Consider the following 17,868-nt stretch of genomic DNA (forward strand, 5'->3'; position numbering starts at 1 on the left):
TTATGAAAAGACACACCATCTATAGAATTGTAGCACTCATCTCAGTACCCCTATTGCTGGCATCCTGCTTTGCTGCAAAAGAATACGAGCGGCCCGAAACCGTAGTCGAAGACCTCAACTACCGCACCGATAATCTGCCCGTTGACAGCTCAAATGTGGCTTTGATCAGTTGGGACAAACTCTTCGCAGATCCTATGCTGAAGAACCTCATTGCAGAGGGGCTGGAGGAAAATATCGACATCCGGGTAGCCCTTGAGAATATCAACGCTGCCGAAGCCTACTTCAAACAAGGTAAGCTGGCGTATTTTCCAACATTAAATGGAACCGCCCAGTACACAAGACAGGAATTGTCTTCAAACAGCCAGTTTGGGGGTCAGTTTTCAACGCTTGATGTGTATCAGGTTAGCGCCGGACTCTCGTGGGAAGCAGACATCTGGGGGAAAATACGCAGTAATAAACGCGCGTTTGCAGCATCCTACTTACAATCGGTCGAAGCACATCGTGCGGTAAAAACGCAGTTGATCGCTTCCATCGCATCGGCATACTTTCAGCTTCTGGCCTTAGATGAGCAGTTGCGCGTAACTCAGGCCACCATCGAAACGCGAAGCAGCAGTCTCGAGACGACCAAAGCGCTTAAGGAAGCCGGTAATGTTACCGAAGTAGGCGTAAAACAAACCGAAGCTCAGCTTTACACCGCTCAGGCGCTTAATCTGGATATTCTAAAACAAATACGCCTGCAGGAAAACAGTCTTTCGATCTTGTTAGGCCGCGAACCCGGTCCCATCAACCGAAGTGAACTGGCAGCACAAACCATAAATACCCCGCTTAAAACCGGCGTACCGGCAGAACTCCTGAGCAACCGTCCCGATGTGCGCGCGGCAGAGTTTGGGCTTATCAATGCATTTGAGCTCACAAATGTTGCCCGAAGTAATTTTTACCCTTCCCTGACGCTTAATGCGACGGGAGGTTTTCAAAGTCTTGATTTCTCTAAACTTTTTGATACGACCTCGCTGTTTGCAACCATTGTGGGTGGCCTTACCCAGCCTATTTTTAATGGAAGGCAAATACGCACGCAATACGAAGTCGCACAGGCACAGCAGGAACAGGCTAAACTCCAGTTTAGACAGGCTCTTCTAAATGCAACCCGTGAAGTTTCAGATGCGTTGTACAGTTATGAGATCGCTACCGAAAAACTGGAAGTAAAGCAAAACGAGTTTGACGCCTATGAACTTGCTACCGGTTATTCTGAAGAATTATTAGATAATGGTCTGGCTAACTATCTCGAAGTATTAACAGCTCGTGAAAATGCACTGAACTCCAGCTTAGACCTCATCAATACCCGCTACAGTCAATTACAGGCTATCGTAGACCTGTATACCGCGCTGGGCGGAGGCTGGTGATAAATCAAGGCGCCTTTTTCCCCTAAAAGCAATGCCTTTAAAGCCTGTAGCCAAGTGTTACAGGCTTTTCCTATAATTTATAAGCCCTCACATCCCTCAGTTGAAAAGCCAATTCACTTTAATTTTACCAGGATGTATACGGGTTTTTACTGAGCTGCGAATTGTAATACCGGTTATCGCCGGTAACTTCCTCTCCCAACCAGTCTGGTTTATCAAAATGCTGATCTGCGGTTTCGAGTTCTATTTCAGCCAGCACGAGGCCCTCATTATCGCCATAAAACTCATCAACTTCATAGGTATGCTTACCGGCCTTTACATAATATCGCGTTTTATGTATGCTTCCGGGTTCGCAGAGTTTAAAAAGCTCCTGAGCGTCTTCAGGTGCAATCTCCTTTTCCCATTCAAAACGGGTAGTCCCGCCGGCATCTGAAGCTCCTTTTACAGTCAAAAAAGCCTGGTCGCCCGTGATACGCACGCGTACTGCACGAGCCGGATTGCTGCTGAGATAGCCCTGCTTAATTTCGCTTTGCGAAAAAGCTTCCGTCTTAAAGCCGGTATTTTTGACCAAAAATTTACGTTCGATTTCAAGCATCGCCATAGGCAAGTTCTTTTATTTTATCAGATTCTATTCGGGCATCGGGATAGGTGCTAACCGCAAGTTTTTTCATTGCGATAACCAATGCTTCCGGCTTGATGCTTTGGTATTTCTTTAGCGGTCCTACCAGAAACCAGTTAAAAACCTTAAAGGCTTTTATGGCCAGTTGCTCTGCGGTGCGTTTTTCGTCCCGGTCTGCAGCAAGCAATGCCGGTTCCAGAAAATAGGCCTCAGGAAGATTGAGTGCCAAAATATCGCGTTCCATTTCGCCCTTAACCTTATTGTAAAACACCCGGCTATCAGGATCTGCACCCAAAGCCGAGATCACGATAAACTTTGGGATTCCGTTTTCTTTACACAGCCTGGCCGCAGCTAATGGAATACCATAATCTATAGCCTTATACTGCTCTTTATCTTCCGTTTTAGATTGGGTAGTGCCAATGCAGCAAAAAACCACATCGGCTTTAAAATCGTCCTTTTGCTTTTTAAGTTCAAACAGATCTACAACCTGCTCCTCGAGTTTAGGATGCTCAAGACTCGATTTGCGCCGGTGAAAACTGATGAGTTTGTCGTATGTGGCATCGGCTAGAATGGATTGTGCCAAAAGCTTTCCGGTTATGCCCGTAATTCCGAGAATGATTGCTGTTTTTCCCACCTTGTATATTTTAGTCTAAAATACAACAAGCATCTTAAACCTCAACTTGTGCGTATTTTTGTAGCGCGATGGAAGAATTCCCCACAGACCGAAAAATCATACACGTTGATATGGACGCGTTTTACGCCTCTGTAGAGCAGCTGGACAACCCCGAGTTGCGGGGCAAGCCAGTGGCTGTAGGTGGCGGTTCAGAGCGTGGCGTGGTAAGCGCTGCCAGTTATGAAGCTCGAAAATTTGGTGTACGGAGCGCCATGGCGGGAGGTCTCGCACGCAGATTGTGCCCCGATCTTATTTTTGTAAAAACCCGTTTTGACCGCTACCGCGAAATCAGCACGCAAATACGGGAGATTTTTTACGAATATACTGATCTGGTTGAACCCCTTTCACTTGACGAGGCCTATCTGGATGTTACCGAAAATAAGAAAGGAAACCCAAGCGCCACGAAGATCGCCCGCGAAATTCGAAAAAAAATAAAGGAAAAAACGGGCCTGAATGCTTCCGCTGGAATTTCAATCAATAAGTTTATTGCTAAAGTGGCCAGCGATATCAATAAGCCCAACGGGCAAAAAACGATTCCACCGGAAGAGGTGATTTCATTTCTGGAAGCTCTGGATATTCGCAAGTTTTATGGCGTAGGTAAGGTCACCGCAGAGAAGATGTACCAACTGGGCATTTTTACAGGAGCTGATCTCAAGCAAAAGTCGCAGGAATACCTAACCCAACATTTCGGTAAAGGTGGAACACATTATTACAACGTGGTGCGCGGTATTCACCGCAGTCTGGTAAAACCAGATCGTATACGTAAATCTCTGGGTGCAGAGCGAACCTTTAGCGAGAATATTTCTTCTGAAATTTTTATGCTCGAAAGGCTCAACAGCATTGCAGAAGAGATAGAACGCAGGCTGAAGAAATCTGACGTGGCGGGTAAGACGATCACCTTAAAAATCAAATACAGCGATTTTACCCTTAAAACCCGAAGCAAAACCCTGCCCTATTTTGTACGCTCAAAAGATGTTATATTAGAAACTGCCAAAGAACTTCTCTTTCAGGAAAAAATGGAAAATAGCGTACGCCTGCTGGGGATTACGCTGGCTAACCTCAATACCGAAGATCGAAAACAGGAGGAGCCGAAAGAACGCGAAATCGCGGTACAACTTAAATTTGCCTTTTAATAAAAAAGGTCATTCAGTTACCTGAATGACCCTTCTTTTCTATTCTATAAGTTATAGCTTAACTACCCTGTATTTCACGTACGCGAAGGGTGTTTACCATACCTTTTTCGCTGATAGGCATAGCCGCAAGGCTTATTACCATATCACCGATATTTAGGAAACCACTGTCCCGGGCAATCCGGTTAATGTCTCGCACCGTCTCATCTGTTGAAACAAATTTATCGTAGAAAAATGCCTTAACACCCCACAATAAATTCAACTGACTTAGGATAACCCGGTTTGATGTAAATACCAGAATGTGTGAATTGGGTCTCCAGGCCGAAATCTGAAATGCGGTATAACCTGAATTGGTAAGCGTTGTGATCGCCTTAGCGTCAATCTCGTTGGCCATAAGAGCCGCGTGATAGCAAATCGCTTTGGTAATATAGCGACGCGTGCGAATGTGTGGTGGTGTATGTGGTACTTTGATAAGCTTAGAATCTTCAACCTTTCTACAGATAGAAGCCATACGCTCTATTACCTGTACCGGGTATTTACCTACCGAAGTCTCCCCGCTCAACATCACAGCATCAGCACCATCCATTACCGAGTTGGCAACGTCGTTTACCTCTGCACGGGTTGGGGTAAGACTGTCTATCATTGTTTCCATCATCTGTGTGGCGATGATAACCGGGATTCGGGCTTTTTTAGCCGAAAGCACCAATTCTTTTTGAATAAGAGGTACTTCTTCTGCAGGAATTTCAACTCCTAAATCACCACGAGCAACCATCAAACCATCACTATACGCAACGATTTTCTCAATATTTCTAACGGCTTCGGGCTTCTCAATTTTAGAAATAATAGGAATTTTATGCTCTGAATGTTCTTTGATCAGATCCTGAAGCTGAATCAAATCACCCTCGTGTCTTACAAAAGATAAAGCGATCCAGTCTACTTTTTGGCCTATGGCAAAGATGGCATCTTCGATATCCTTTTCAGTAAGTGCAGGCAAGGAAATGTTAGTATTCGGCAGGTTTACCCCTTTTCTGGATTTAAGCGGTCCTCCCTGAATAACTACGGTTTCTACCTCGCTTTCCTTATCGGTATTTAAAACTTCAAAAATCAGTTTTCCGTCATCAAGCAGGATGCGCTCACCTTTATTTACATCTCTTGGAAAGTGCTCGTAGTTCATATAGACACGCTCTTTGGTGCCTTCAAATTCTTCTTTTGTAGAGAAAACTATCTTATCACCGGGCTCCACCACCACTTCGTCTTTCATCACACCAACCCGAAGTTTTGGTCCCTGTAAGTCTGCAAGAATTGCCGTGTTGTAGCCAAACTCTTCACTCAGGCTTCTGATCATCTGGATACGCTCTTTTACAGCATCGTAATCTGCGTGAGAAAAGTTGATACGAAAAACATCTACCCCTGCTTTTATCATATCGTGTAAAACTTCCCGTTTACTCGTGGCAGGGCCCAATGTGGCAACAATTTTAGTCTTTTTTGTGTCTGACATTATTCAAAAATTAAATTCTGTTTCGATTTTAAAGCGCTTACGTCTATCTGGTAAGCGGTTATTATATGGGGAATTCGGTTTAATTGCCCCAAAAGTTTGGTACAGGGAGCGTTATCTTCATCGCTCTCAACTTTAAGCAGGTAATCGGCATTTTTTACTTCAGGAACCAAATTAAAGGTCTTGAAGTGTTCTGATTCTGCAAAAAGTGCGTTAGCTGTAAGCACCTGCGAATATCTTAATTTAAAATGATTTGAGATCAAGGTATAATTAAGATAATTTTTAGAATCTTCATACCGCATAGTGCCAAAACTGTACTTCAGTTGCTTTGCATAAAAATGTACATCCTCTGAACTTGACAGGCGCAATCCTGCGTATTTATTGATTAAAAAGGCCAGTCTATACTGTTCTAAAGAACAATGTATGGCGATCAGATTAAAGTCAAAATCAAAAGCCTCGTCCAGCAAGAGTTTATAAGATCCCATATCTGAGGTTAAAGATAAGTCAACTGTTTTTTAATTAGCGCACTTTTGCTTTATGAAACTGTAAACCTTCTTAATAAAGGAATTTAATTAAACTGTTGCAAATCTATTTTGCTCTGAAACACGTAATACGCCCTTTTTGCGGCCTTCTCTTCTGCTTTTTTCTTTGAAGTTGCCCGTGCCTTGGCCACCTGCTTGCCGTCTATACTCAGTTTTACAGAAAAGTGACGAATCACATCCTGCCCGGAGTCTTCATAGGTATTGAAGTTGAAGGTTTTCTTTTCTTTCTGGCACCATTCAATCAACAGGCTTTTATAGCTTATAACGCGTCCTTCAAGTTTCTCAATATCCACGTAAGGGTCAATGACGCGCTTATTTATAAATTTTCGGGCATATTTATAGCCGCGATCCATATAAATGGCACCCACCAGTGCTTCAAACAGATTGCCGTGTACATTGACTCCAAAATTCTCTTTAGGTATAGCCGCCCGAATGAGATTGAGTAAACCCAGGTCACGCCCCAGTTCATTAAGATGCTCACGACTAACTACCTTAGAACGCATTTTAGTTAAATAGCCCTCATCACCACGGCCTACCTCGTCAAAAAGATAAGCGGCAATAACGGCACCCAGCATCGCATCCCCCAGAAACTCCAGGCGCTCATAATTAAAGGGATGTCCCTTTTTATTTTGCAACCCCAGTGAGCGATGGGTAAAGGCTTCCTCGTAGCATTTTAAGTTTTTAGGCTTAAAACCCGTGATCTTTTGGATTACCCCAAAAAAATTCCCGTCCTTTTCAGAACGGGAAGTAAATATGTTGCGAATAACACCCATAGGTGGATTAATCGCTTAACTTTTTAAATAAGATACAAGCATTATGACCTCCAAAACCAAAAGTGTTGCTCATCGCTACATTAACTTCACGCTTTTGCGCTTTGTTAAGGGTTAAATTGAGCGAACTATCAATATTCTCATCAACCGTAGTATGATTTATTGTTGGAGGAACCAGACTGTGTTGCATCGCCAGAATAGAGGCGATAGCTTCAATGGCTCCTGCAGCTCCCAGTAAATGACCGGTCATTGACTTGGTTGAATTGATATTGATATCTTTTGCATGATCACCAAAAACTTTGGTAATCGCTTTTAGTTCTGCAACGTCTCCTAAGGGAGTTGAAGTACCGTGCGTGTTGATCGCGTCTACTTCTTCGGGTTTTATGTTGGCATCGCGCAGACAGTTAAGCATCACGCGTTCTACACCTATACCATCAGGATGTGGTGCAGTCATATGATACGCGTCGCTAGACATTCCGCCACCTACAACTTCTGCATAGATTTTTGCGCCTCGTGCTTTTGCATGCTCGTATTCTTCAAGAATAAGGGCTCCCGCACCTTCGCCCAAAACAAATCCGTCGCGGGTTGCATCAAAAGGTCTTGAAGCAGTTTCCGGACTATCGTTGCGGGTGGAAAGGGCGTGCATCGCATTAAAACCACCCATACCCGCTTTGGTTACTGCCGCTTCGCTACCACCGGTAACAATGATATCGCAATGCCCCAAACGAATGTAGTTTAAAGCATCAATCATTGCATTGGCTGAAGAAGCACATGCTGAAACCGTGGTATAGTTGGGCCCCATAAAACCGTGCTTGATTGAGATATTACCCGGGGCGATATCTGCAATCATTTTAGGTATAAAAAACGGATTGAAACGCGGGGTGCCGTCACCTTCAGCGAAGTTGATCACTTCATCCTGAAAGGTTTCCAGGCCACCTATTCCTGCTCCCCAGATTACACCTACCCTAAATTTATCAACCTCTTCCAGATTAATTCCGGCGTCAAGAATAGCCTGATCAGAAGATACCAGTGCATACTGTGCAAAACGATCTAATTTTCGGGCTTCTTTTCGGTCAAAAAAATCTAACGCGTTGAAATTTTTGAGCTCACAAGCGAATTTTGTTTTAAACTTCTCTGTATCAAAATACGTGATAGGGGCACAGCCACTCTTACCCGTACTCAATCCTTCCCAATATTCTTCAATATTGTTTCCGATCGGGGTAAGCGCACCAAGACCTGTTACAACGACTCGCTTTAACTCCATAAGGTAATTTGCTTTCTTCTTACTTTGCTTCTTCTATATAGGAAATAGCTTGACCTACAGTAGCTATATTTTCTGCCTGGTCGTCTGGAATCTGAATGTCAAATTCTTTTTCAAACTCCATAATTAGCTCAACTGTATCTAATGAGTCTGCTCCCAGGTCATTAGTGAAGCTTGCTTCAGCTACAACCTCGTTCTCATCAACGCCTAATTTATCTACGATGATAGCTTTTACTCTTGATGCAATGTCTGACATAATATTTAATTTTAAATTTTAATTAGGAGGCAAAAATAGCAAACTTTACGGTTTTACCACATTACCAGTCTAAAATGTGACGTTAATTTAAGTATTTAGTTTTTAAGAACAGGCTTAAAGCGCTTATTTAAACAAATAATAATACGTTGTTTTGCAGCCTTACAACATTCTATTTTTAATGAAACATATAGTAATTTTTGCCTCAGGAAGCGGGACCAATGCCCAGCGCATCATAGAATACTTTAATGATCGCGACGATGCACAGGTCGTTTTGGTGCTTAGTAATAAACCCACAGCGCAGGTGCTTCAACGTGCCGGCAAACTCAAGGTAAGTGCCTTTAGTTTTAATCGCACAGCTTTCTACGAAAGCGACCAGGTTTTAAACCTGCTTGAACAAAACAGACCTGATCTTATCGTTTTAGCGGGCTTTTTATGGCTGATGCCCAAAAAAATCATCGCAACATTCTCCGGAAAAATTCTAAATATTCATCCTGCCCTGCTTCCGGCGTATGGTGGTAAAGGCATGTATGGCTCACACGTTCACGAGGCCGTTGTTGCCGCAGGCGAAAAAGAATCTGGTATCACCATACACGAAGTCACCGAAGAATACGACAAAGGCAGCATCCTGTTTCAGGCTAAAACACAACTTACACCAAACGAAACCCCCGAAAGCCTTGCTGCGAAGATTCATGAATTGGAATACGAGCATTTTCCGCAGGTGATCGAAACGTTTTTGAATAAAAAGTAAAGCAGCACATTTTGAGCTTTTCGCTTTGCGGGAAAGTAGAAAGCATCAAAAAAGCAGATTTAAGTGATGGTATTTCCACCGAAGCCTGTGCTGAGGAATCGAAGTGGGCGGAAGAAAAGTTCAAAAAACAGCTGTGCTTGCAGTAAAAGATTTCCGCCGAAGCCTGTGCTGAGGAATCGAAGTACGGAAATGAAAGAAAGAATTATCTATGGGTAAGAAAGAAAAGTTTTACGTTGTTTGGCAGGGCAAAAAGCCGGGTATTTATACCACATGGAAAGATTGCAAGGCTATGATAGACGGGTATGCCGGAGCTCAGTACAAATCATTTTCCAGTTTTCCGGAGGCCAAAGCAGCCTATAACAAAGATTATAATGACGTAAAAGGAAGTTCGAAATCCAAGAAAGTACTTTCCGCTACCGAAAAGGAAAAATATGGAGAACCTAATTTGTATTCTATCGCTGTAGATGCGGCCAGCTCAGGCAATCCCGGCAAAATGGAATACCGAGGGGTTGATACGCAGACCGGAAAACAGCTTTTTCATCAGGGGCCATTTATGCAGGGCACTAATAATATTGGTGAGTTTTTGGCACTGGTACACGGGCTTGCCTATCTCAAGAAAAAAAACAGCGACCGTATTATTTATTCTGATTCCCGCATTGCTATAGGCTGGGTAAAAAAGAAGAAGTGCAATACCAAGCTCACCGAAAATTCTAAAAACAAAGACGTTTACGATTTGGTACGCCGTGCAGAGCTTTGGCTTCAAAACAATACCTATAAAACGGTAATCGTAAAATGGGAAACTAAAGCCTGGGGTGAAATTCCTGCAGACTTTGGTCGTAAATAACCTGCTCAGAGTATCTTTTTGAGCCCTCAATCCCCACCGAACCTGTTGTCTTACAACGTATCAAGTTATTGATCCGATCTTGAGGTAAGTTTAACGTCTATCTACCGACCATTGTTTACGAAAGCGCAAGCAAAACTGTATATTTGCAAAAAATTTTTTAATGCAAAAAATGGTAATTGTAGGCACCTGTGCCTTTGATGAGATCGAATCCCCTTTTGGAAAAACCGGAAAAATTCTGGGTGGTGCGGGTACCTTTATTGGTCTGGCTGCCTCAAATTTTGAAGTCGACCAGGCTATTGTGTCTGTTGTTGGTTCTGATTTTCCGCAGGAATATATCGACCTCTTAAAAAACAGAGGCATCAATATGGAAGGGCTTGAAGTGGTTAAAGACGGAAAGACCTTTTTCTGGAAAGGCCGCTATCACAATGACCTCAATTCACGAGATACCTTAATTACCGAACTTAATACGCTTGCAGATTTTAATCCCGTGGTGCCCGAAGCCTACCGCGATGCTGAAGTGGTGGTATTGGGTAATTTGCACCCGCTGGTTCAGCTTTCGGTTTTAGAACAAATGAACCAAAAGCCCAGGCTTGCCATTCTGGACACCATGAATTTCTGGATGGATAGTGCTCTGGAAGATCTTAAAAAAGTAATTGCACGCGTAGATGTGATTACCATAAATGATGAAGAAGCCCGTCAATTGAGCGGGGAATATTCTCTGGTTGTCGCTGCGCAAAAGATTTCGGCAATGGGCCCGCGCTATGTGGTGATTAAAAAAGGAGAGCACGGCGCTTTATTATTTGAAGGCGAAAAAATCTTCTTTGCACCCGCTCTTCCCCTGGAGGAAGTTTTTGACCCTACCGGAGCAGGCGACACCTTTGCAGGTGGCTTTGCAGGCTATTTAGCCAGTACCGGGGATTATTCTTTTGAAAATATGAAGCGTGCGATCATTCACGGCTCCAATCTGGCTTCGTTCTGTGTAGAGAAGTTTGGCACAGAACGTATGCAGCAGCTTAGGCCCGAAGAAATCGAGACACGCCTGCAAAAATTTAAAGCCTTAACGCAATTTAATTTAGACCTATAAAAACCCGCGCCCTCTTCTTAACTGAAGGGGGCGCAAACATTACAACAAGCTATGAGTGATGCCATTAAGCACGAATGCGGAATTTCATTAATACGCCTCCTAAAACCCCTCGAATATTACAAGGAAAAATACGGGACCGCATTTTATGGAGTAAATAAAATGTACCTGATGATGGAAAAGCAGCACAACCGCGGTCAGGACGGTGCGGGCTTTGCCAGCATAAAGCTCAATATGGCTCCGGGTGAGCGATACATAAGCAGACAACGTTCTGTCGCCCAGCAGCCCATACAGGATATTTTCGCTCAGATAAACACCCGTATCAATGAGGTGATGCGCGAAAATCCCGAATATGCAGACGATGTAGCGCTGCAGAAAAAACACGTACCCTACATTGGCGAGTTGCTATTGGGTCACGTACGTTATGGTACTTTCGGTAAAAACAGTGTTGAGAGTGTTCACCCGTTTTTAAGACAAAACAACTGGATGCACCGCAACCTTATCGTTGCCGGTAACTTTAATATGACCAATGTTTTTCAGCTTTTTAATAAGCTGGTTGAACTGGGTCAGCATCCTAAAGAAAAAGCAGACACCATCACCGTGATGGAAAAAATAGGTCACTTTCTGGATGATGCGGTTGCAAAAGTTTACAAAAAGCTCAAAAAGGAAGGTTATTCCAAATTTGAAGCCTCACCACAAATCGCAGAGCGTCTTAATGTGGCCAAAATTCTGAAAAAAGCATCAAGAGACTGGGATGGGGGTTACGCTATGGCCGGTCTTCTGGGACACGGTGATTCATTTGTATTGCGCGATCCTTCAGGGATACGCCCCGCATATTATTATAAGGATGACGAAGTGGTGGTGATCGCCAGTGAGCGACCCGTTATTCAAACGGTTTTCAATGCTAAATTTGAAGACGTGCACGAGCTTGACCCCGGTCACGCGATGATCATTAAAAAAAGTGGCTCTACGTCTATCGAAAAAATTCAGGAACCCCACGAACGTAAAGCCTGCTCTTTTGAGCGCATCTATTTTTCGAGAGGAAGCGATGCTGAGATTTATCAGGAACGAAAGGAACTGGGACGTTTGCTCATGCCCGAAGTGCTGAAGCACATTGATCACGATACGCAAAACACCGTGTTCAGCTATATTCCTAACACCGCCGAAACTTCGTTTTACGGTATGGTTGAGGCTGCACAGGCAGAGCTCGATAAGCAAAAGGCAGACGAGATTTTGGCGCGCAGAAACGAACTCGACAAAGCCGGACTCGAAGAAATTCTGTCTAAAAAATTACGCACCGAGAAGATTGCGATTAAAGATGTAAAACTGCGCACCTTCATTACCGAAGACAGCAGCCGGGACGATCTGGTTGCCCACGTATATGACGTGACTTATGGTGTGGTTAAAGAAACTGATAATCTGGTTATCATAGACGACAGTATTGTACGCGGAACGACCTTAAAGAAGAGCATTATCAAAATGCTTTCGCGACTCAATCCTAAAAAGATTGTGGTGGTCTCTTCTGCTCCGCAAATACGTTACCCGGATTGCTACGGAATCGATATGGCCAAACTACAGGACTTTATTGCCTTTAGAGCAGCTGTAGACTTACTTAAAGAACATGGTAAGGAACACATTATTGATGATGTTTATCAAAAATGCCTGAGTCAGGTTGACTTTGAAGATAAAGAAGTAATCAATTATGTAAAAGAAGTGTATGAGCCCTTTACAGACGAACAAATCTCTGAAAAGATTGCTCAGTTACTAAAAGACGAAACTATAAAACCAGAGGTAAGTGTTATTTATCAAAAAGTTGACAATTTGCACAAGGCGTGTCCTAAAAATCTGGGAGACTGGTACTTCACAGGTAATTACCCTACCGTTGGTGGTAATCGTGTGGTAAACCGTGCTTTTATCAATTATGTAGAAGGAAATTTAAAAAGAGCGTATTAAAAACACTCTTCAACTGATAATAACGCATTTGGTCTAAAAGTTTTGGTAGCTAGACCATCATTGTAATACTTTAGTACCTGCCATAACATAAGTAGGTTAAGTTCATGGTAGATTTGGGGCAAAAAAGGTGGATTCATTCCACCTTTTTTATTTGCACCAAATCGGGGTGGCGAGCTTACCACGACTGTATTTAGGATTAAAAAGCCCCTAAGAAAGCTCCTGAAAACCAAAAACACTAACACAAGGCAGCGAGCCGTTTCCCACTCCTATATTCTTCCACCTTTTTTATTTGCACCAAATCGGGGTGGCGAGCTTACCACGACTGTATTTAGGATTGAAATGCCCAGAAGAATACTCCTGAAAACCAAAAACACCAACACAAGGCAGCGAGCCGTTTCCCACTCTTATATTCTTCCACATTTTTAGTTGCACCAAATCGGGGTGGCGAGCTTACCACGACTGTATTTAGGATTAAAAAGCCCCTAAGAAAGCTCCTGAAAACCAAAAACACTAACACAAGGCAGCGAGCCGTTTCCTACTCCTATATTCTTCCACCTTTTTTATTTGTACCAAACCGGGGTGGCGAGCTTACCACGACTGTATTTAGGATTAAAAAGCCCCTAAGAAAGCTCCTGAAAACCAAAAACACTAACACAAGGCAGCGAGCCGTTTCCCACTCTTAAATTCTTCCACCTTTTTTAGTTGCACCAAATCGGGGTGGCGAGCAAAACGAAATTTTAATAAGCCCCTTTAATCTCTATCCAAATACGAATCAAGACGGCTACTCCTAGTAAGAGCGGGCTGTTTCCTAATTGCTGATTTTTTCAACTTTTAGAGGTTGGTTCCCGATTTTAAAAATGCGTGAGGGATAGTAGCGGAAATCCCGCAGCCCTTTTGAGGGGCGAGGAATTGCAGCGCATAGCCTGCCTTTACCGGCAGGCAGGCCCGACCTGAAAGGGCACGCCCCATTTAGAATAAACTATCCTTAAAATTTGACATAAAAAAACCCGGTCATTAAACCGGGTTTTTAAAATCAGTTAGTTCTGATTATTTATTTTGTGCATAACGACTAGAAACTTCTTTCCAGTTGATTACGTTAAAAAAAGCATCGATATATTCCGGACGCTTGTTTTGGTATTTTAAATAATATGCGTGTTCCCAAACATCAAGTCCAAGAATTGGAGTTCCTCCACAACCTACACCCGGCATAAGTGGGTTATCCTGGTTTGGGGTAGAACATACTTCTACTTTTCCTCCTTCATGAACACACAACCATGCCCATCCTGAACCGAATTGTCCACCGGCTGCAGTTGAGAATTTGTCCTTGAAAGATTCAAATGAACCAAAAGCCGAATTAATCGCCTCTGCAAGTTCGCCACTTGGCTCACCTCCACCATCAGGAGACATTACTTCCCAAAATAGGCTGTGATTGTAAAAACCACCACCATTGTTACGTACTGCGCTGTTAGACATATCCAGATTGATCAGGATGTTCTCAATGGTTTTGCCCTCTAGATCTGTACCTTCAATAGCAGCATTAAGTTTGCTGGTATACCCGGCGTGGTGTTTATCGTGGTGAATTTCCATGGTTTGAGCATCAATATGAGGCTCTAATGCATCTTTGGCATATTTTAATTTCGGAAGTTGAAATGACATATCTGTGATTTTTTCGTTAATATATAGTTCTTCATCAAAGATAACAATAACAGCAGGGTATCGAAAGTTCACGATGTTATAATACTCTTAAGGTTTAGATGATTATAGGCTATAACGTTTATTTGAGTTGCTTTGCCTGCCAGAATTAGTATCTTCATCCTATGGAAAATGAAGCAGCCTTTTTAATCTACAATGCTTCGGCAGGTGCCGGAAAAACATTTACACTCGTTAAGAATTATCTGGTGATTCTGTTTAAAAGCTCTAATGAGTTTAAGTACCGGCGTATTTTGGCCATTACGTTTACAAATAAGGCGGTAGCCGAAATGAAGACCCGTATAGTAGAAAGCCTTCAGGAATTTAGTGAAGATTCGATTCTTAAAAGTCCTACTCCACTTTTGCTGGCTGTCGAAGAAGAAACCGGCCTGGAGCGTCAGGTTATTCAGAAGAAAGCCAAACGCCTGCTAAAAAATATCATTCAGGATTTTGCCTCTTTTGACGTGGTAACCATAGATACCTTTACCCACCGCATCATCAGAACCTTTGCTTACGATTTAAAAATTCCTCAAAACTTTGAAGTCGAACTTAATACACAAGAGGTGCTTGAGCAGGCTGTAGACCGGCTTATCGATAAAACGGGTAGTGACGCCCAGATCACTGCTATCCTTATCGATTATGCTCTTGAAAAAACCGATGATGATAAAAGCTGGGACATCACCAGGGACTTCTATGAAATCAGCAAATTACTGCTTCGCGAAAACGACCTCAATTATCTAAAACTGCTGGAGTCTAAAAGTCTGGAAGATTTTACGGCATTAAAGAAAAGCATTCACAAAAAACTAAGAGGCCTGGAAGAAAAAATAAGCAGCTCTGCGCAGGCAATGCTTGATTTTTTCTCGGGGGAAGGTCTGGAAGACGCGCATTTTACCCGAAAATCCCTGCCTAATGCCTTGCACAAACTGGCTTCAGGGGATCTATCCATAAATTTAAATACCAATTGGGTGCAGAATTTAGGGAATGAACCTTTGTATACTAAAACTCAGAAAGAACCCATCAAAGCTATTTTAGATGGAATAAGCGGTGAAATCGCTTCGCGTTTTAACATCATTAAATCCTACATTCTGGAGTATGGCCTAAATACCGAAATTTATAAGAAAATCACCCAACTTTCGGTTCTACAGGCTATAAACAAAGAAGTTCAGCAAATAAAGGAAGAAAATAATCTCGTGCTGATTTCAGATTTCAATCAGCTTATAAACAGCCAGATCATCAATCAGCCTACTCCTTTTATCTATGAACGTTTGGGCGAGCGTTACGAGAATTATTTCATTGACGAGTTTCAGGACACCTCTCGCCTGCAATGGCAAAATTTAATTCCGCTTATTGACAATGCTATAAGTACCTATACTCAGGAAGAAAATTTGAACAGTCTGATGCTGGTAGGCGATCCCAAACAAGCCATTTACCGCTGGCGTGGTGGTGACGCCGACCAGTTTATTGCATTGGCCGGCGGAGTGAATCCTTTTCAGAATGAAAACAAAAACGTGTACAATCTTCCGCGTAATTACAGGAGTTATTCTGAAATCATCACATTCAATAATGCATTTTTCACAGAGATCGCCGGTGTTTTTGAAAACCCGGATTACAATGCGATCTACAAAACCGGAAACGCCCAGGAGCTCAATTCACGCTCAGGAGGATATGTTACTCTTACATTTGTAGAGAGTGGTGTAAAAGCCGACACCACTCCACGTTATCTGGAAGAGGTAGTAAAAACCATCCGCTCCTGTACCGAAAATGGATTTAAACTTCGGGATTTGTGTATTCTGGTTAGAAGGAATAGTGAGGGAATTGAAATTGCTCAAAAACTTCAGGAAGAAAACATCGCGGTGATTTCAAGCGAAAGCCTGCTGCTTGCTCAGGCTCCCGAAGTGGTTTTTATGGCAGATTTGCTGCATTATATCGTAGAGCCACAGTCTAAAGCCATTGCGATTAAACTTTTAGAATATATAGCGGCGCATAATTATGATCTTACCGATACGCACGGCTTCTTTTCCAAGTATTTGGAATTTAATGGTCAGGCTCTTTTTGATGCTGTTCTCCCCAAAGATTCCGGCTTTGATTTAAACTTTTGCAGTTCATTACCCTTATACGAATCAGCCGAATATATAGTGAGATCCTTTGGCCTTAACAATCGCGGCGGGGCTTACATTCAGTTCTTTTTAGATGCTATTTTCGATTTTTCTCAAAAACATTTGGGTGGCCTTCCCGAATTTCTGCACTGGTGGGAACTTAGAAAAGACCGGTTGAGCATCAGCACCCCTTCAAAATCTGAAGCGGTACAGATTATGACCATACATAAATCCAAAGGACTTGAATTTCCGGTGGTCATCTACCCTTTTGCAGATACAGAACTGTATCCCAATAACTCCGATAATTACAACTGGTACCTGCCCCATAAAGACGAATTTGACGGCTTTGATGCGTTGCTGATTAATCAAAACAGCAAACTAAAGGATTTTAATGAGCAAACCGCCCGTTTGTACGAAAGCAGGCGCAGTGAACAGCAGTTAGACAGTTTAAATATATTATACGTTGCACTTACGCGAAGTATCGAGCAATTACACATACTAAGTACTCAGCCTAAAAACCCGGGCCAGGCAAATACCTTTGCAGATCTTTTGTATACTTATGCAGCTGCTCAGACTGCGTTTGATTCTGAAAAGAACCATCTGGCATTGGGCAGTCCCGCACGAATTTCAAATGGAATTGAGCAGGAAAGTCGGGCTCAGGAACTAAAGTTGATTTCTTCGGCAAAGGAAGATCACAGTATAGCTATGGTGATTCAGGATTTAGATATCAGGGAGTCTCCGCGTGCTGCAGCTATTGATTACGGTAATATCATTCATAATTTACTTTCACAAATTGATTTTCCGAAAGATGTGTCTCTCGCCTTAAAAAAGGCTCAGGTTAAGGGAATTTTACCCGCAGAGGTTGTACCCGAACTAAAAGACCAGCTTTATACGCTTATCAGTACCCTGCAAGCCAAAGGCTATTTTAATACCCAACATCTCATTTTAAACGAAAGAGCTATTCAGCTGAATACCGAGCTCATCAGACCCGATCGTATTGAAGTAACACCGGATAATAAGATCTATTTGCTGGACTACAAAACAGGAAAACCGGAAGAAACACACCATCAACAACTCGCTTTTTATGCCAAAAGTCTTGAAAAACTGGGTTATGAGGTGGTAGAAAAAGCCCTGTACTATCTCAATGACGATGCCAAACTACTAGTAATTTAACAGACTGTTAATGGGTATTTAAGGATATAATCTTCAGTAATTGAAACCAATAAATTTCTATTTAACAATTTGGTTATCAATATTTTAAGTCAAATTCCCGATAATCTGATTGATTCTATTTTATCCTAAAAAGCGTGTAAA

At 42.6% G+C, this 17,868-nt stretch carries 15 protein-coding genes; 7 read left to right on the forward strand and 8 right to left on the reverse strand.

Annotated elements, in window-relative coordinates; genetic code table 11:
- The first annotated feature begins 2 nt into the window (after positions 1 to 2).
- Entirely contained in the window at positions 3 to 1,400 is a 1,398-nt protein-coding gene (locus tag LLW17_RS03960; RefSeq protein ID WP_228228963.1) for an efflux transporter outer membrane subunit, read from the forward strand.
- 124 nt (positions 1,401 to 1,524) lie between these two features.
- On the opposite strand, the gene LLW17_RS03965 is transcribed toward LLW17_RS03960, so the two are convergent.
- Both LLW17_RS03965 and LLW17_RS03970 read right to left on the reverse strand, forming a co-directional pair.
- Complete coding sequence (locus LLW17_RS03965) at positions 1,525 to 1,992, reverse strand: CYTH domain-containing protein (RefSeq protein WP_228228991.1); 468 nt, start codon at positions 1,990 to 1,992, stop codon at positions 1,525 to 1,527.
- The gene (locus LLW17_RS03970) at positions 1,985 to 2,650 is read right to left on the reverse strand and encodes an NAD(P)H-binding protein (protein WP_228228964.1); all 666 of its coding nucleotides are present in this window, start codon (positions 2,648 to 2,650) and stop codon (positions 1,985 to 1,987) included. The genes LLW17_RS03965 and LLW17_RS03970 overlap by 8 nt, the downstream gene beginning before the upstream one ends.
- 68 nt (positions 2,651 to 2,718) lie before the next feature.
- On the opposite strand from LLW17_RS03970, the gene dinB reads away from it, so the two are divergent.
- Positions 2,719 to 3,822, forward strand: a complete 1,104-nt coding sequence (gene dinB, locus LLW17_RS03975) for a DNA polymerase IV (protein ID WP_228228965.1) — start codon at positions 2,719 to 2,721, stop codon at positions 3,820 to 3,822.
- A 58-nt stretch (positions 3,823 to 3,880) separates the two neighbouring features.
- On the opposite strand, the gene pyk is transcribed toward dinB, so the two are convergent.
- From pyk to LLW17_RS04000, 5 genes are all read right to left on the reverse strand, one after another.
- Positions 3,881 to 5,317, reverse strand: coding sequence for a pyruvate kinase (gene pyk, locus LLW17_RS03980; RefSeq protein WP_228228966.1), 1,437 nt, complete (start codon positions 5,315 to 5,317; stop codon positions 3,881 to 3,883).
- A complete protein-coding gene (locus tag LLW17_RS03985; protein ID WP_228228967.1) occupies positions 5,317 to 5,799 on the reverse strand; it encodes an IPExxxVDY family protein in 483 nt (160 codons plus the stop codon). Before LLW17_RS03985 ends, pyk begins: the two co-directional genes overlap by 1 nt.
- 83 nt (positions 5,800 to 5,882) lie before the next feature.
- Positions 5,883 to 6,629, reverse strand: coding sequence for a ribonuclease III (gene rnc, locus LLW17_RS03990; protein ID WP_228228968.1), 747 nt, complete (start codon positions 6,627 to 6,629; stop codon positions 5,883 to 5,885).
- Between the two features lie 7 nt (positions 6,630 to 6,636).
- On the reverse strand, positions 6,637 to 7,890 hold the full coding sequence (gene fabF, locus LLW17_RS03995) for a beta-ketoacyl-ACP synthase II (protein ID WP_228228969.1): 1,254 nt from the start codon (positions 7,888 to 7,890) through the stop codon (positions 6,637 to 6,639).
- A gap of 19 nt (positions 7,891 to 7,909) precedes the next feature.
- The gene (locus LLW17_RS04000; protein ID WP_009778413.1) at positions 7,910 to 8,143 is read right to left on the reverse strand and encodes an acyl carrier protein; all 234 of its coding nucleotides are present in this window, start codon (positions 8,141 to 8,143) and stop codon (positions 7,910 to 7,912) included.
- A gap of 178 nt (positions 8,144 to 8,321) precedes the next feature.
- Here LLW17_RS04000 and purN point away from each other — a divergent pair, with 178 nt between their 5' ends.
- The 4 genes from purN (at position 8,322) to LLW17_RS04020 (ending at position 12,769) form a co-directional block, all read left to right on the forward strand.
- Entirely contained in the window at positions 8,322 to 8,891 is a 570-nt protein-coding gene (purN, locus tag LLW17_RS04005; RefSeq protein ID WP_228228970.1) for a phosphoribosylglycinamide formyltransferase, read from the forward strand.
- A 208-nt stretch (positions 8,892 to 9,099) separates the two neighbouring features.
- A complete protein-coding gene (locus LLW17_RS04010) occupies positions 9,100 to 9,735 on the forward strand; it encodes a ribonuclease H1 domain-containing protein (RefSeq protein WP_228228971.1) in 636 nt (211 codons plus the stop codon).
- Between the two features lie 160 nt (positions 9,736 to 9,895).
- On the forward strand, positions 9,896 to 10,819 hold the full coding sequence (locus tag LLW17_RS04015) for a PfkB family carbohydrate kinase (RefSeq protein WP_228228972.1): 924 nt from the start codon (positions 9,896 to 9,898) through the stop codon (positions 10,817 to 10,819).
- Between the two features lie 51 nt (positions 10,820 to 10,870).
- Positions 10,871 to 12,769 carry an amidophosphoribosyltransferase gene (locus LLW17_RS04020; RefSeq protein WP_228228973.1) on the forward strand — a complete coding sequence of 633 codons (1,899 nt, stop codon included), beginning with the start codon at positions 10,871 to 10,873 and terminating at the stop codon, positions 12,767 to 12,769.
- Between the two features lie 1,047 nt (positions 12,770 to 13,816).
- On the opposite strand, the gene LLW17_RS04025 is transcribed toward LLW17_RS04020, so the two are convergent.
- The gene (locus tag LLW17_RS04025) at positions 13,817 to 14,425 is read right to left on the reverse strand and encodes a superoxide dismutase (RefSeq protein ID WP_228228974.1); all 609 of its coding nucleotides are present in this window, start codon (positions 14,423 to 14,425) and stop codon (positions 13,817 to 13,819) included.
- Between the two features lie 161 nt (positions 14,426 to 14,586).
- Between LLW17_RS04025 and LLW17_RS04030 the strand changes: the two genes are divergently transcribed.
- The gene (locus LLW17_RS04030; RefSeq protein WP_228228975.1) at positions 14,587 to 17,727 is read left to right on the forward strand and encodes a UvrD-helicase domain-containing protein; all 3,141 of its coding nucleotides are present in this window, start codon (positions 14,587 to 14,589) and stop codon (positions 17,725 to 17,727) included.
- Positions 17,728 to 17,868: the final 141 nt, after the last annotated feature.

Origin of the sequence: Leeuwenhoekiella parthenopeia (assembly GCF_020782115.1) — a bacterium.
Classification (GTDB): Bacteria; Bacteroidota; Bacteroidia; order Flavobacteriales; family Flavobacteriaceae; genus Leeuwenhoekiella; species Leeuwenhoekiella parthenopeia.